This is a genomic window from Mesorhizobium sp. LjNodule214, from assembly GCF_964252735.1.
In the GTDB taxonomy this organism is placed as follows: Bacteria; Pseudomonadota; Alphaproteobacteria; order Rhizobiales; family Rhizobiaceae; genus Mesorhizobium.
The window spans coordinates 1,251,721-1,264,586 of sequence record NZ_CAXUPE020000002.1 but is presented as its reverse complement, the minus strand read 5'-3'; the positions used below and the strand labels follow the sequence as shown (position 1 = coordinate 1,264,586).

The following is a 12,866-nucleotide window of genomic DNA, read 5'->3' as shown; positions in this document are numbered from 1 at the left end:
GATGCGATGTCATCCCGAAAAGATGCCGCTGCTTACTCAGCGGGGGCATGAACGCGTACCGCGTTCATGCCCTGAGGCATGATCGCATTCTGCGTTCAGCCTGACATGAACCAGTAGGTTCAGCCTGACATGAACGCATTCTGCGTTCAGTCTGACATGAACCCTGTCCTGAGCGCGTGCGCCCATTCCGGCCTGCCGGCCTGCTCGGCTTGCCGCGCCGCCGCCTCATGGTCGTAGTCGACGGCGAAGGTCTCGAAACGATCGGGACGGCCGGGCACATCCAGCTCGACAATGCCGTAGCGCGCATGCGGCGAGCCCTGCTCGGAGACATGCGCCGGCGGCGTCGAATCGTCATAGGCCGGGCAGCCGGCGCTGCCAGGATTGAAGATCACCGGTCCGCCGGGAATGCGGATCAGCTCGCTGCGGTGGCTGTGGCCGCAGAGCACGATGCGGCAGGCGGGATCGAGCGGCTTCAGCCTTCGCCTGATGGCGGCGAGCGGCGCGCGCACCAGCTGGCCGTCGGTAATGGCATCGGCCAGGTATTTCTCGTCATGGTCGGGCCGCGCGTGGAAGGCGATCACGCCGGGCACGATCTCCAGCGTGAAGGGCAAGGCAAGCAGCGCCTCGCGCTGCGTTGCCGTCAGCCGCTCCTGCGCATAGCGGTCGGAGGGTCACATGGTTTCGTCGGCCGGGTCGACGGCGACGCGGCGGTCGTGGTTGCCGCGCACCGTCGGCAGGTCGAGCGCCTGCAGCCGCTCAAAAGTCTCGCGCGGCCAGAGCGGGCCGGAGACGCAGTCGCCGAGATTGACGGTGAGATCAGCGCCGCCGCGGCGCCTGAGATCGTCGAGCACGGCATCCAATGCAAGGACGTTGCCATGGATGTCGGCGAGGACTGCGATGCGCATGGAAAGCTCCGGTGGTGAGGCAGTGTTTCCTCGCCCCCGCATAGCGGGGAGGAATAGCCCTAGGCCTGGATTTCGATCTCGTCGGCGCCGCCGACTGCCGGCAGCGCCTTGTCTTCGCCGGCGGCTGCAATGACGCTGTCGAGCAGGCCGGGGAAGCGGGCGTCGAGATCGGCGCGGCGCAGCGTGATCATCCGGTTGGTGCCGACCACTTCGGCACGGGTGACGCCAGCCTCGCGCAACTTGGCCAGATGGTAGCTGAGATTGGTCTTGGAGCCGAGATCGAGGAACTGGCTGCAGTTCAGAGCGACGCCTTCCTTGCTGGCGAGATAGCGCACGATGGCGAGCCTGGTCGGATCGCCGAGCACGGCGAGCACGATCGGCAGGCTGATCTGGTCAGCGTTGGGGTGGGGCAGTGTCATGGGCAGGAATTAAGCATAATCGGGGCCGATTTCAACGCGTCTCCTCCGTCAGTGGCTGCACACAGCGTCTCATGGCGGGTGCAAAGAGTTTATTGAACCCACCGCTTGTCCTGACACAGGGCTGTCAGCAGGCTTCAGCTATTTTTCCGTGGCTTCATTGACATCATGCCCGTTTATGTCCAATTGTTCAATAACTTTTGAACTAATGACATCCCGCCATGGACAAGCGCCTCTTCTGGCTCGCGCTCGGATCGTTCACGATCTCGACCGAAGGCTTCGTCATCTCCAGCCTTCTGCCCGACATCGCAACCGATGCCGGAATCTCCATTCCGCTCGCCGGCACGCTGATCACCGCTTTCGCGCTCGCCTATGCGGTCGGCACGCCGATCCTGGCGACGCTGACCGGCGAATGGGACCGGCGCCGTGTCATCCTGTGGACGCTGGTGTTTTTCGTGCTCGGCAATCTGGTGGCGGCGCTGAGCTCGTCCTTCGAATTGCTGCTGATCGCCCGCATCATCATGGCGCTGTCGTCGGGCCTGTTCGCCGCGACCGCGCAAGGCACGGCGGTGGCGCTGGTCGATGATCATCACCGGGCTCGCGCCATTGCCGTCGTCGTCGGCGGCACCACGGTGGCCGTTGCCCTCGGTGCGCCGCTGGGCGCGCTTGTCGCGACCGTTGCCGGCTGGCGTGGCACCTTCTTTGCCATCGCCGGTCTCGGCGCGCTCGCCGGCGCGATCCTGTGGTACCGGCTGCCGCGCGGCATCGTCGGCACCAGGCTGCCGCTGAAGCGCAGGCTGGCGGCCGCGCTGCGTCCCGGCGTGATGCCGATCCTGCTGACGACGATGTTGGCACTGATCGGCGCCTTCACCGTCTTTTCCTATGTTGCGCCTCTGGCCATCGAAGGTGGCGGCCTGAGCTCGATGGCACTGCCAGGCATGCTGCTCGCCTTCGGCGTCGGCGCCGTCATCGGCAACATCGCCGGCGGGCAGGCTGCGGACCGTTTCGGCGCGACGCGTACCGTCGGCTGGTCGCTGGCGCTGAGCGCGGCCATGCTGGTCATGCTGTCGGTCATCCCGACCTTCCTGCCGCACCACATTGCCGGGCCGGCGCTGATGGCGATGATGGTGCCGTGGGGCATCGTCGGCTGGGCCTTCCCGCCGGCGCAGGCCAGCCGCATCATCAAGCTCGCGCCTGATGCCGCTCCGATCGTGCTGTCGCTCAATGCCTCGGCGCTCTATCTCGGCGTGGCGCTGGGCGCGGTGGTCGGCGGTGCCGTGCTGCGTTACGGCGCGCCGGCCGATCTCGGCCTGATCGCCGCGGCGTTCCCGTTGATCGGGCTCGGCGTCCTGTTGGCCGGGCGGATGCTGGCGCGGCCGGTCGCGGTTCCGGCGGAGTAGTCTTCTAGAAAGTCCGCCGGCCGCTTATCTGGCCGGCGGCATATCGAAATCCAGCGCGGCGATTGCATCAAGCGCCGCGCGCAGCTCCGCCGCCTCGTCCTTGCCGACTATCGCTTCGAAACGCTGCTGGGCGATGCGCCACAGTTTCATCGCTTCGTCGAGCTTGGCCCGGCCCTGCGGCGTCAGCCGCACACGCTTGACGCGGCGGTCGTCCTTGTCGGCGAAGGTCTCGACATAGCCGTCGCGGATCAGCGGCTTCAGCGTGTGGCCGAGCGCCGACAGGTCCATGATCAGCGCCTCGGCTATGGCGCCCATCGCCGGCCCGCTGCCGATATGGATCTGGTAGAGCAGGCCGTATTGCGTGCCCTTCAGGCCCGAAGGCGCCAACACATCGTCGTAGAACCGGCCGAGCTTGCGCCCGGCGCGCCGCAGCGTGGCGTTGTTGCAAAGGGTGAGGCCGGGCAGGGCGGCTTTGGTCATGACAACTCCTTGCCGGCGAATGGATCCGCCGACCTGCCGCAGAAATAGTTTTTGTCGCCGCCGTTGACAAGATAGTGGCATATACCTACTTCGGCAAAAGTGGCATATGCCACCAATTGAAATCTGACACGGACGAGCGCCGTGGGGCTCGTCGCGCTTGGTAGCAAAAGGAACACGACAATGAGCACGAAGGACAACAAGGGCACGGCTGTCATCACCGGCGCCTCATCGGGCATCGGCGCGGTCTATGCGGATCGGCTGGCCGCACAGGGTTACGACCTGGTGCTGGTGGCGCGGCGCGCCGACCGGCTGCAGGAACTGGCGGACAGGCTGGGCTATGCCTATGGCCGCAAGGCCAAGGTGATCGGCGCCGATCTCTCCGACGATGGCGATGTTCGCCGGGTCGAGCAGGCGATCGCCACCGATGAGAGCGTGACGCTGCTCGTCAACAATGCCGGCCTCGGCGGCCAGCAGGTCGTGGCAGACGCCGATGCCGATGCGACCGAGCGCATGATCAAGGTCAATGTCGTGGCGCTGACCAGGCTCACACGAGCGGTGCTGCCGGGGCTGCTCGCACGCAATCGCGGCGCCATCGTCAACATTGCCTCGGTGGCCGCCTATGGCACGGCAATCGGCGGCATCTACAGCGGCACCAAGGCTTATGTCGTCAACTTCACCGAGGCGCTGCAGCGCGAGGTCGCCGACACCGAGGTGAAGGTGCAGGTCGTGCTGCCCGGACCGATCCGCACCGACTTCTGGGAATTGGCCGGCGCCGATCTCAACTCTCTCAACCAGGACTGGGTGATGACCGTTGACGATCTGGTCGATGCCGCGCTTGCCGGCTTTGCCCAGGGCGAGACGGTCACCGCGCCGGGGCTCGCCGATCCGGCCAAGCTCGATGCGTTCATCGGCGCCAGGGACAGTTTTTATGTCAGCCTGATCGCCGGCAAGCCGGCGGCGCGCTACGCGACTTGAAACACTAAGGCGGCCGGTCTCAGGCCGGTCGCCACATCGGCACGATCGAGGCGGCGAGCACCAGACCAAGCAGGATGTTGAGCGCCCGCCATTGCCGCTCCGTCTTGAGCAGCCGCGCAAGCAGCGTGCCGGCCACGCACCACAGCGAAAGCGACAACGCGGCTGCAAGGCCGAAGACGGCGCCGAGCAGCAGCGCGAGCTGAAGCGGGCCGTCGGCGAGCGCTGCGAAGGAGGCCGCGGCGCCCAGCCCCATGGCCCAGCCTTTCGGGTTCATCCATTGCACGCTCGCACCGCCGAAGAAGCTGTTGGGCTTTGCCATCGACACATCGAGATTGGGCGGGCCGCTGCGGCCGATCTTGAAGGCAAGCCAGACCAGATAGGCCGATCCGGCGATCTTCATCGCCAGTTGCAGCGACGGCACGGCAGCAAGAAGGCCGGCAAGCCCGGCGGCACCGGCGGCCGCCACCGAAGCGAGGCCAGCGGCGCTGCCGGCCATCAGCGGAATGGAACGGCGAAAGCCGAACTGCGCCCCGGATGCCGTCGACAAGGTCGTGGCGATGCCGGGAGTCGAGGTGGAGACCAATGCGAACAGGATGAGGGGAAAGATGGCCTCAAGCATGCTGTTTCCCTTTGTGGAAACCAGCATTTCTAGGGATTGTTTGACATCAGTAAATGCAATGTTTGCCATGGATGACATTAGCATTCATAATGCAAGCATGATCCGCAATCTCGACACCGCCCTGATCCGCACCTTCGTCACCGTCGCCGACAAGGCCAGCATGACGGCGGCGGCGAATGCGCTGCATCTGACGCAAGGCGCCGTCAGCCAGCAGGTCAAGCGGCTGGAGGATCTTTTGGGCTCCAGCCTGTTCGAACGCGACCGGCGCGGATTGCGACTGACGCGCACCGGCGAACGGCTGTTCGGCAAAGGCAAGCGCCTGCTGTCGCTCAATGACGAGATCTGGACGGAGATGGTGGGCAATGCGGTAGCCGGACAGGTGCGGCTCGGCGTGCCTTACGACCTTGTCGGCACACTTTTGGCGCCGGTGCTGAAGGCCTATGCCGGGGCGTATCCGCAGATCGAGATATCGCTGTCCTGCGCCTCCTCGCCCGAGCTTGCGGCGGCTTTGGCAGCCGGGACGATCGACCTCGCCGTCATCGAAGAGCGGGTCGGCTCGTCCGCCGGCGAATGCCTTCTCATCGACCGATTGGTCTGGGTCGGCGCCAGAGGCGGTGTCGCCCGCCAAAAGCGTCCCTTGCCGGTGTCGATGGTGGCCGACACCTGCGCCTTCCGCCCGGCGGTGATTTCAGCGCTCGACGAACATGGGCTGGAATGGCGCACCGTGTTCGAAAACGGCAATATCGACGCGACGACGGCAACGGTGCGCTCGGACCTCGCCGTTACCACCTGGCTGGTCTCGACGGTGCCGGCGGACCTCGAGATTTTGTCTGCCGATGCCGACCTGCCGGCCCTGCCGAATTTCGCGATCAACTTGCATCTGCCCAGGCACGGCATCGCGCCTGCCGCGCGGGAGTTTGCCGCCCACATCCGCGACGGGTTGGCGCGGCGGCAACAGGCGGCGTGACCAAGCAGAACCCAGGTTCTGCAAGTCCGATCCGCTACTTCCAGTTCTTGCGTCTCGCGAGTTCGGCCTCCGAAGGCTTGTCCTGAGCGAACGAGCCGGTCCTGATCTCGCCTGATCGTTCATAGCTTGCCATGATGACGCCGGTGCTCGACGCCTGCGACTTGGTGAGCTTGAAGGCGGCGGGTATCGTGCCGCTGCCGAACAGCCGCTTGCCCTTGCCCAGCACCAGCGGGAAGATCAACAGGCTGATCTCATCGATCAAATCGTTGGCGAGCAAGGTCTGGATCAGCTCGCTCGATCCCTGGATGAGCAGGTCCGGACCGTCCTCCTGCTTGAGTTGGCGCAGCGTCGCCACGACGTCGTCGCCGAGCAACTGGGTGTTCTGCCAGGTGAGCGTCTCCGGCCGGTGCGTCGCCACATATTTGGTGACGGCATTGAAGCTGTCGGCGATCGGGCCGGTGCTATAAGGCCAATGCGCGGCGAAGATGTCGTAGGTCTTGCGGCCGAGCAGCAGCGCGAAGGGCTTGGCGAATGTTTCGTCCATGGCGGCGCCCATCAAATCGTCCCAGTAGTGGAACGTCCAGCCGCCGAATTCGAAGCCGCCGACCGGGTCCTCTTCCGGTCCACCGGGCGCCTGCATGACGCCGTCGAGGCTGACGAATGTGGCGGCGATGATCTTTCTCATTGGACTTCTCCCTTTCGATGATCCGTGCCGTCAGGGCCGGGTTTCGGCCTAAGGGCGGGTGAGCGGACGGTTGTCCGACAGAGACCGGATAAATTTCCGTGGCCCTAGCTGTTGAGCCGTGCTCATCGCCGCCGCCTGCCGAGGGCCCGCGACGAGAACCAGACATCACCGATGATGGCGGTGGCCGTGCGGTCCGGCTTCTTGTCGGCCGTCAACCAGATCGAGCGGCTGCTCGCGGCCTTTTCTCGGTCGGGGATCTTCGCCGCCGGGCCAGTAAGCGAGGCGCCGACGCAAGGGATGAACCATGAGCCCATGAACGGATCGCAGGCCAAACCCTGCACGGTGCGGGTCACTACCATCGCCAGGCCGACGCGCTCGGCTGGACGCCATGGGAAGATCAAGCGGCCGCCGGGCTTGAGCGCCTTCAGCCAGGGAGAAGGCGGCGCCACGACACCGGCATTGACATAGATTATGTCGGAAGGCGGCAGTTCACTTTCGACGGCGTTGCCATGGACAACCGAAACATTTCCATAGGGTTCGAGGTTTTTCCTCGCCCGGGCGGCGAGGCCAGCATTCAGCTCGATGGCGGTGACGGTGCCTGGCGCCACCAGCTTCGCCAAGATGGTGGTGTAATAGCCGGTGCCGGCACCAATATGGGTGACGGCCTCGCCAGGCTTTGGCGCGATCCTGCCGATCCACATGGCGTGCAGGAACGGTTCGCCATTGTTGATGCCCTTGTCGGCGTCGAGCACCACCAGCACGTTCTGGTAGATGTGAACCGGATCGGCACTCGGCGTTTCGACCTTGCCGTCACCGGCGATGATGGTCCATGGCCCGGGACCGAGAAAGGCCTCGCGCGGCACCGCGGCGATCACCTCCTCGAGACGCGGATCGGCTGATGCGGCATGGGCCGCCATCAGCCGCGCGTAGAACCTTCTGGCGTCCTCGATCCTGTTCATGGCGCTGCAGAAGATAGCGCAGGCCGCAGGTTTGTCGCGATGGCTGGAAGAAACTCAGCCGAAGCCGACGACGGTGTCGTAGAGCAGCTTGAAGTTGAGCACCAGGATGATGGCGGCGACCACCCAGGCAAGGGCGGCGACGCTGCGGGGGATGGCGAGATTGCCCATCTTCTTCTTGTCGGACACGAACTGCACCAGCGGCACCACCGCGAAGGGCAGTTGCATCGACAGGATCACCTGGCTGAGAACCAGAAGTTGACCGGTTCCCTTTTCGCCGTAGAGCGCAGTAACGATCACCACCGGAATGATGGCGATGCCGCGCGTCAACAGGCGGCGCGCCCATTGCGGGATGCGCAGGCGCAGGAACCCTTCCATGACGATCTGGCCGGCAAGCGTTGCCGTGACGGTGGAGTTGAGGCCGGAAGCCAGCAGCGCCACGGCGAACAGGATCGAGGCGATGCCGAGGCCGAGCAGCGGCGACAGCAATTCGAAGGCCTGGCCGATCTCGGCGACGTCCTGGTGGCCGGTGCTGTGGAAGGCCACCGCGGCCACGATCAGGATGGAGGCGTTGACGAACAGCGCCAGGATGAGCGCGATGGTCGAGTCCGTGGTCGCCCATTTGATGGCGTCGCGCTTGCCGGCCTCGGTACGCTCATAGGCGCGGGTCTGCACGATCGAGGAGTGCAGATAGAGGTTATGCGGCATCACGGTGGCGCCGATGATGCCGATGGCGATGTAGAGCATCTCCGGGTTGGTGACGATTGCGGACGACGGCACGAACATCGAATGCAGGATCGAGCCGACCGGCGGCGCGGCGGCAAAGATCTGGATGGCGAAGCAGCCGAAGATGATGATCAACAGCGCAATGATGAAGGCTTCGAGGAAACGGAAGCCCTTGTTCATCAAGAGAAGCAGCAGGAAGGCGTCGAGCGCGGTGATGATGGCGCCGCCGATCAGCGGAATGCCGAACAGAAGCTGCAGGGCGATCGCCGTGCCGATGACTTCGGCGAGGTCGCAGGCGATGATGGCCAGTTCACAGGCGATCCACAGCAGGAAATTGACAGGTCGGGGATAATAGGCGCGGCAGGCTTGGGCAAGGTCGCGGCCGGTGGCGATGCCGAGCCTGGCGGCAAGCGCCTGCAGCAGGATCGCCATCAGGTTCGACAGCATGATGATGAACAGCAGCGTGTAGCCGAACTGAGCGCCGCCGGCGAGGTCAGTCGCCCAATTGCCGGGGTCCATGTAACCGACCGAAACCATGTAGCCCGGTCCCATGAAGGCGAACAGCCGGCGCAGCCAGAAGCCGGACTGCGGCACGGCGATCGAGGCGTTGACCTCGCGCAGGCTGGGCTGGTCGTCTTCGTCCGGCCTGGCAAATCGCCACGTGGATCGGAGTTCTACGGTGGCTTCGGCGTCTGACATGGAGGGGGTCCGCTTGAATGGATGGCTGTGCTTCCTACTTATGCCGAGGCTCAACATTATGCAATATGCTATGTTTCATCGATCATGCTTTTGTGATGTGCCGATCGATGCCCCCGGACGGATAACCGCAAACGCCGGTTGCGCCTGCCCTGGAATGCAAATAAACGGCCAGACCACCCGGGTCCGTGCTATGAGTGCGGAGCCGATTCAGACTTCAAGCAGCCAAGGAGGAGCGCGTATTGGCGTTGAGGAACAGACCGGTTCGACGCGAAAAGCCGCTTCCCGACGCTGACGTTCATTCGCAAGGGTTTCGGCAGACGCGTGAAGCACGCCGCAGCGCGCTCGTCGAAGACTATGTCGAGCTGATCGCCGACCTGATCGAGGACGGCAACGAGGCACGGCAGGTCGACATAGCGGCAAGGCTCGGCGTCGCTCAACCGACCGTGGCCAAAATGCTCACCAGGCTCTGCACCGAGGGACTGGTTTCCAGAAAACCCTATCGCGGCGTGTTCCTGACCGAGGCCGGCCGCAAGGTCGCCGAGGAGAGCCGCATCCGCCACCAGACGGTCGAGGCCTTCCTGCGCTCGCTCGGCGTCAGCGCGGAAACCGCGCGCATCGATGCCGAGGGCATCGAGCACCATGTCAGCGCCGAAACGCTCGAAGCGTTTCGCAAGGCGATGACGGCGGCGCGCTGATTGCGGTTTGCCAAAAGCGTTTCCCCTGATCGAGCTTCTCGCGGGCGGCTAGTCCACGTCCTGGTCCTGCGTGTCCTGGACCCAGCTGCGCGGGTGGCCGTCGACGCGGAACTGGAAGATGAAATAGGGCGGGATGCAGGTGCCCTTGCCGGGCTTTGCTTCCGCCAGATCGTCATAGCCGGCGGTGCAGATATAGTCCTCGCGACAGGGATGCGCCTTGTCGCAGGCGCGCAGGCCGGCGGTCTTGGTGAATTCCCTGGTGCAGAATTTGTGATCCTTGCCGGAGCCGATGCAGTCGTTGAAGCCGGTCTTGGCAAGCCGGCCGCAGGTTGCTTCCTCGGGTAGCTTGTCACAGCTCGCCTTGCGCAACATGCCGCCTGGAAAACCGCCCGTCTTCTGTTCGGGATTGTCGTAGCGCTGGCGCGCCGCGCCATAGCCGGCGACCTTCACCAGCGGCTTCTTGTCCCTGGCCGGGTCGATGGCGCAGGCCTTCGCGGTGGCCGGCGACAGACGGCAATACTGGTCGCTGCCCCATTTCGACATTTTTATCTCGCCGAACTCGACCGGGTCGCCGACCGCGGTCCCTGCTTCGCTGACGCAGGTGCCGAAGCCCGGATGGATGGCGCTCTCATGGACACCGGCACAACGCAGGCTTTCGCCGCAGCTCCAGTCCTTGAAGCTGGCGTCCGTGCCGCGATAGCAGATCGAGCCCCAGCCATTGTAGAGGTCGGCGCCCTTCAGCGCTTCGGCGTATTTCTGATCCGGACGGGCGGCGAAGCCTCGACTGAAATCGGGATGCCTGCCGGCGGCGAACTGTTCGACGATAGCGCGCCTTCGCGGCAGGTCGGCGAAGAAGACGGCCGAGCCCGGTACGAAGACGGCGTTGCGGCGCGGTTCGCTCGCCGGATCGGCGCCGGTATAGTGGAAGCCGGCAATGCCGTGCGTCTGATGGCAGCCGGTACAGGTCATCTCGTTGAGACGCAGATTGAAGCCGGCCACCGATTTCACGGTGCGCAGCGTATTGCCCCTGGCGACATAGTCCTTCAGCGCCTTGTCGACATCATCGTCATCAAGCAATCCGTAGGCGATGTTGTTCTGGGAGCGGCTCATGCCGCCCGGCGCCACCGAGACGGCGCTGGTCGCCAGGAATTTCTCGTCGATGACCAGCCGGCCGCGATCGAGGTCGTAGATGTTGCGGTCGGTGAGCAGCCATTTCAAGAAAGCCTGCCTGTCGGCGAGCACCAGCCTGCGGTCGATCTGGTTCTCCATCCGCGATTCCTGGAAGGTGGAAGTCGCCGGATCCCATTTGAAGATCTTGAGCAGATACTCGGCGTGGCCGCCGAAGTCGCGGCGGGTCGAGGCCGACAGGCGCAGCACCTGCATGTTGAGCTCAAGCCGCATGATCTGCGAGGAATTGAGCATCGCGCCGGAGAGCGGACCTTCGTCGGAGCGCAGCCAGGCCGCCAACTGGTCAGGCGGAAGGTCCTTCTGTCCGGCAGCCAGCCAGCGCTCTGCAACATCCGCGCAGGAGACGCTGGTCGAGCGCGGCCGGTCCTTCGAAGCGCGATCCGCGGCAGCCGTGGGCTTGGCGTTGAAGACCAGGCTCATGGTCAGCGGCAGGCGGGACGAGATGCGCTGCCCAGGCTTTTCCTCGACCGAATAGTGGAAGCGGTAGATCAGCCTGATCTCGCCGCATTCGGTATGGCCGAGATAGCCGCGATCCATGCGGTTGACTACGCCGGTGAGGTCGAGCGTCGAGCCGTCGTCGTCGATGTATTTCGGGTTGAATTTCTGGCTGGTGTCCTTCGACTTTGCCAGTGCCGCGACATAGGGGTCGGGGCTGCTGCCGGGCTCGTCGGCGATCTGCTGTTTGACGGCGTTGCGGACCGGGGTCAGCGCGCGCACCGAAAACAGGCCGCGATTGTCGACGTCACGCGTCAGCCCAAGCGCCGGCCCGAGCAGGCGGCTGATCGAAAGGCCGCCGCGCTCGAGCGCCTGCAGCGTCTCGGGGTCAGTGATGGCGACGCTGGAATCGAGGGTGACGGCACGGGCTGTCCCGATGCCTGGACCCATCAATGCCGCCAGCAACAGCAGGAACCGGCCAATTGTCCGCAAGCGCCCCTCGCAACCCCTTGTTGACACGCATGCTACAGACCTTGCGCCGTCTCGGCCAGAGCGGTGAAGCCGCACGCCATCCGGCGCGAAAAATGCTGTGACTTGCTGCAACCATTGGGATAATTATTTGTTGGGTGTGGCCGGCATCGGGATGCCGTCCTGATCGTTTGGAAATTCGCATCGCAGGGAGTTGCCATGCTCTGGAGAGGCCGTCGTCAGAGTGACAATGTCGAGGACCAGCGCAGCGACAGCGGTGGCGGCGGTGGATTGGGCGGCGACAGCCCGGGCCAGTTCCGCATCCCGATCGGTGGACGCACCGGCGGTGGTTCGAGCATCTTTATCGTAATCCTGGTTGTGCTGGCCGGGTGGTATTTCGGCTTCGATCCGTCGCAGATACTGGGCGGAGGCGACAGCGGCGCGCCGGGTGGCGGCGGCCAGATCACCGACAACAGCGGCTCGCAGGATGGTGGCACCGGCGCCCCGGCTTCGGACGAGATGAAGCAGTTCGTATCGACCGTGCTTGCCGAAACCGAGGACACCTGGAAAGGCATCTTCCAGGCCAACGGCCTGACCTATGAGGATCCGAAACTGGTGCTGTTCAGCAGCCAGATCCGCTCGGCCTGCGGCTTTGCCTCGTCGGCCGCCGGGCCGTTCTATTGTCCCGGCGACCACAAGGTCTATCTCGACATGACGTTCTTCCAGCAGCTCGACCAGCAGTTCGGCGCTTCCGGGGAGTTTGCCCGGGCCTATGTGATCGCGCATGAGGTCGGCCACCACGTGCAGAACCTCACCGGCATCCTGCCCAAGTTCAACAAGATGCGGCAAGGCATGAGCGAGGCCGACGCCAACCACATGTCAATGCAGGTCGAGCTCCAGGCCGACTGCTTCGCCGGCGTGTGGGCGCATTTCACCGCGCAGAAGGGCATTCTCGAACAGGGCGACATGGAATCGGCGTTGAACGCCGCCAGGCAGATCGGCGACGACACGCTGCAGAAGAAGATGCAGGGCTATGTCGTGCCGGAAAGCTTCAACCACGGCACCTCGCAGCAGCGGCAGACCTGGCTGGCGCGCGGCTACAAGAGTGGCAAGCTTTCGGATTGTGATACCTTCAACAATCCGATCTGAAGCGCCCGGTTTTCTCGCTGATCTGACGGCGGCATAGCCGTCAGGGGATGTCAGGATGGAAGCATCCTGCTCGTTCCCTTATTGTTCCCGGTCGGGCGCTCGC

14 protein-coding genes are annotated in these 12,866 nt (G+C 64.5%); 5 read left to right on the top strand and 9 right to left on the bottom strand.

Features of this window, described 5'->3' with window-relative positions; all coding sequences use genetic code 11:
- Window positions 1-146 precede the first annotated feature (146 nt).
- The 3 genes from ACSQ3Z_RS19790 to ACSQ3Z_RS19780 are packed head-to-tail and all read right to left on the bottom strand — an operon-like array spanning window position 147 to window position 1,324.
- A complete protein-coding gene (locus tag ACSQ3Z_RS19790; RefSeq protein ID WP_436172980.1) occupies window positions 147-611 on the bottom strand; it encodes a hypothetical protein in 465 nt (154 codons plus the stop codon).
- A gap of 60 nt (window positions 612-671) precedes the next feature.
- Window positions 672-905, bottom strand: a complete 234-nt coding sequence (locus ACSQ3Z_RS19785; RefSeq protein ID WP_436172979.1) for a metallophosphoesterase family protein — start codon at window positions 903-905, stop codon at window positions 672-674.
- Between the two features lie 59 nt (window positions 906-964).
- Window positions 965-1,324, bottom strand: a complete 360-nt coding sequence (locus tag ACSQ3Z_RS19780) for an ArsR/SmtB family transcription factor (protein WP_006200050.1) — start codon at window positions 1,322-1,324, stop codon at window positions 965-967.
- A 218-nt stretch (window positions 1,325-1,542) separates the two neighbouring features.
- Between ACSQ3Z_RS19780 and ACSQ3Z_RS19775 the strand changes: the two genes are divergently transcribed.
- On the top strand, window positions 1,543-2,721 hold the full coding sequence (locus tag ACSQ3Z_RS19775) for an MFS transporter (RefSeq protein WP_436172978.1): 1,179 nt from the start codon (window positions 1,543-1,545) through the stop codon (window positions 2,719-2,721).
- A gap of 24 nt (window positions 2,722-2,745) precedes the next feature.
- Here the strand turns inward: ACSQ3Z_RS19775 and ACSQ3Z_RS19770 are convergent, their stop codons facing one another.
- Complete coding sequence (locus tag ACSQ3Z_RS19770) at window positions 2,746-3,201, bottom strand: MarR family winged helix-turn-helix transcriptional regulator (RefSeq protein WP_436172977.1); 456 nt, start codon at window positions 3,199-3,201, stop codon at window positions 2,746-2,748.
- A 180-nt stretch (window positions 3,202-3,381) separates the two neighbouring features.
- On the opposite strand from ACSQ3Z_RS19770, the gene ACSQ3Z_RS19765 reads away from it, so the two are divergent.
- A complete protein-coding gene (locus ACSQ3Z_RS19765) occupies window positions 3,382-4,176 on the top strand; it encodes an SDR family NAD(P)-dependent oxidoreductase (protein ID WP_436172976.1) in 795 nt (264 codons plus the stop codon).
- A gap of 19 nt (window positions 4,177-4,195) precedes the next feature.
- Here ACSQ3Z_RS19765 and ACSQ3Z_RS19760 read toward each other — a convergent pair whose 3' ends face one another.
- Complete coding sequence (locus ACSQ3Z_RS19760) at window positions 4,196-4,795, bottom strand: LysE family translocator (protein WP_436172975.1); 600 nt, start codon at window positions 4,793-4,795, stop codon at window positions 4,196-4,198.
- 58 nt (window positions 4,796-4,853) lie between these two features.
- Between ACSQ3Z_RS19760 and ACSQ3Z_RS19755 the strand changes: the two genes are divergently transcribed.
- A complete protein-coding gene (locus ACSQ3Z_RS19755) occupies window positions 4,854-5,762 on the top strand; it encodes a LysR substrate-binding domain-containing protein (protein WP_436172974.1) in 909 nt (302 codons plus the stop codon).
- 34 nt (window positions 5,763-5,796) lie between these two features.
- On the opposite strand, the gene ACSQ3Z_RS19750 is transcribed toward ACSQ3Z_RS19755, so the two are convergent.
- The 3 genes from ACSQ3Z_RS19750 to ACSQ3Z_RS19740 form a co-directional block, all read right to left on the bottom strand.
- Window positions 5,797-6,447 (bottom strand): dihydrofolate reductase family protein, encoded by a 651-nt coding sequence (locus tag ACSQ3Z_RS19750; protein WP_436172973.1) that lies wholly within the window; start codon window positions 6,445-6,447, stop codon window positions 5,797-5,799.
- A gap of 122 nt (window positions 6,448-6,569) precedes the next feature.
- The gene (locus ACSQ3Z_RS19745) at window positions 6,570-7,406 is read right to left on the bottom strand and encodes a protein-L-isoaspartate O-methyltransferase family protein (RefSeq protein WP_436172972.1); all 837 of its coding nucleotides are present in this window, start codon (window positions 7,404-7,406) and stop codon (window positions 6,570-6,572) included.
- Window positions 7,407-7,460: 54 nt separating this feature from the next.
- Window positions 7,461-8,828 (bottom strand): Nramp family divalent metal transporter, encoded by a 1,368-nt coding sequence (locus ACSQ3Z_RS19740; protein WP_436172971.1) that lies wholly within the window; start codon window positions 8,826-8,828, stop codon window positions 7,461-7,463.
- Between the two features lie 239 nt (window positions 8,829-9,067).
- Between ACSQ3Z_RS19740 and mntR the strand changes: the two genes are divergently transcribed.
- The gene (gene mntR / locus ACSQ3Z_RS19735) at window positions 9,068-9,523 is read left to right on the top strand and encodes a manganese-binding transcriptional regulator MntR (RefSeq protein WP_120014612.1); all 456 of its coding nucleotides are present in this window, start codon (window positions 9,068-9,070) and stop codon (window positions 9,521-9,523) included.
- 48 nt (window positions 9,524-9,571) lie between these two features.
- Here mntR and ACSQ3Z_RS19730 read toward each other — a convergent pair whose 3' ends face one another.
- Window positions 9,572-11,638 (bottom strand): hypothetical protein, encoded by a 2,067-nt coding sequence (locus ACSQ3Z_RS19730; protein ID WP_436172970.1) that lies wholly within the window; start codon window positions 11,636-11,638, stop codon window positions 9,572-9,574.
- A gap of 195 nt (window positions 11,639-11,833) precedes the next feature.
- On the opposite strand from ACSQ3Z_RS19730, the gene ypfJ reads away from it, so the two are divergent.
- A complete protein-coding gene (gene ypfJ, locus ACSQ3Z_RS19725) occupies window positions 11,834-12,763 on the top strand; it encodes a KPN_02809 family neutral zinc metallopeptidase (protein ID WP_436172969.1) in 930 nt (309 codons plus the stop codon).
- The last annotated feature ends 103 nt before the right edge of the window (window positions 12,764-12,866 follow it).

What these genes read in the sequence shown, in the direction of transcription:
- ACSQ3Z_RS19765 (WP_436172976.1), top strand. Translation starts at nt 3,382, where the DNA reads ATGAGCACGAAGGACAACAAGGGCACGGCTGTCATCACCGGCGCCTCA.
- ACSQ3Z_RS19770 (WP_436172977.1), bottom strand. Translation starts at nt 3,201, where the DNA reads ATGACCAAAGCCGCCCTGCCCGGCCTCACCCTTTGCAACAACGCCACG.
- ACSQ3Z_RS19775 (WP_436172978.1), top strand. Translation starts at nt 1,543, where the DNA reads ATGGACAAGCGCCTCTTCTGGCTCGCGCTCGGATCGTTCACGATCTCG.
- ACSQ3Z_RS19745 (WP_436172972.1), bottom strand. Translation starts at nt 7,406, where the DNA reads ATGAACAGGATCGAGGACGCCAGAAGGTTCTACGCGCGGCTGATGGCG.
- ACSQ3Z_RS19750 (WP_436172973.1), bottom strand. Translation starts at nt 6,447, where the DNA reads ATGAGAAAGATCATCGCCGCCACATTCGTCAGCCTCGACGGCGTCATG.
- ypfJ (WP_436172969.1), top strand. Translation starts at nt 11,834, where the DNA reads ATGCTCTGGAGAGGCCGTCGTCAGAGTGACAATGTCGAGGACCAGCGC.
- ACSQ3Z_RS19755 (WP_436172974.1), top strand. Translation starts at nt 4,854, where the DNA reads ATGTTTGCCATGGATGACATTAGCATTCATAATGCAAGCATGATCCGC.
- ACSQ3Z_RS19760 (WP_436172975.1), bottom strand. Translation starts at nt 4,795, where the DNA reads ATGCTTGAGGCCATCTTTCCCCTCATCCTGTTCGCATTGGTCTCCACC.
- ACSQ3Z_RS19740 (WP_436172971.1), bottom strand. Translation starts at nt 8,828, where the DNA reads ATGTCAGACGCCGAAGCCACCGTAGAACTCCGATCCACGTGGCGATTT.
- ACSQ3Z_RS19780 (WP_006200050.1), bottom strand. Translation starts at nt 1,324, where the DNA reads ATGACACTGCCCCACCCCAACGCTGACCAGATCAGCCTGCCGATCGTG.
- ACSQ3Z_RS19785 (WP_436172979.1), bottom strand. Translation starts at nt 905, where the DNA reads ATGCGCATCGCAGTCCTCGCCGACATCCATGGCAACGTCCTTGCATTG.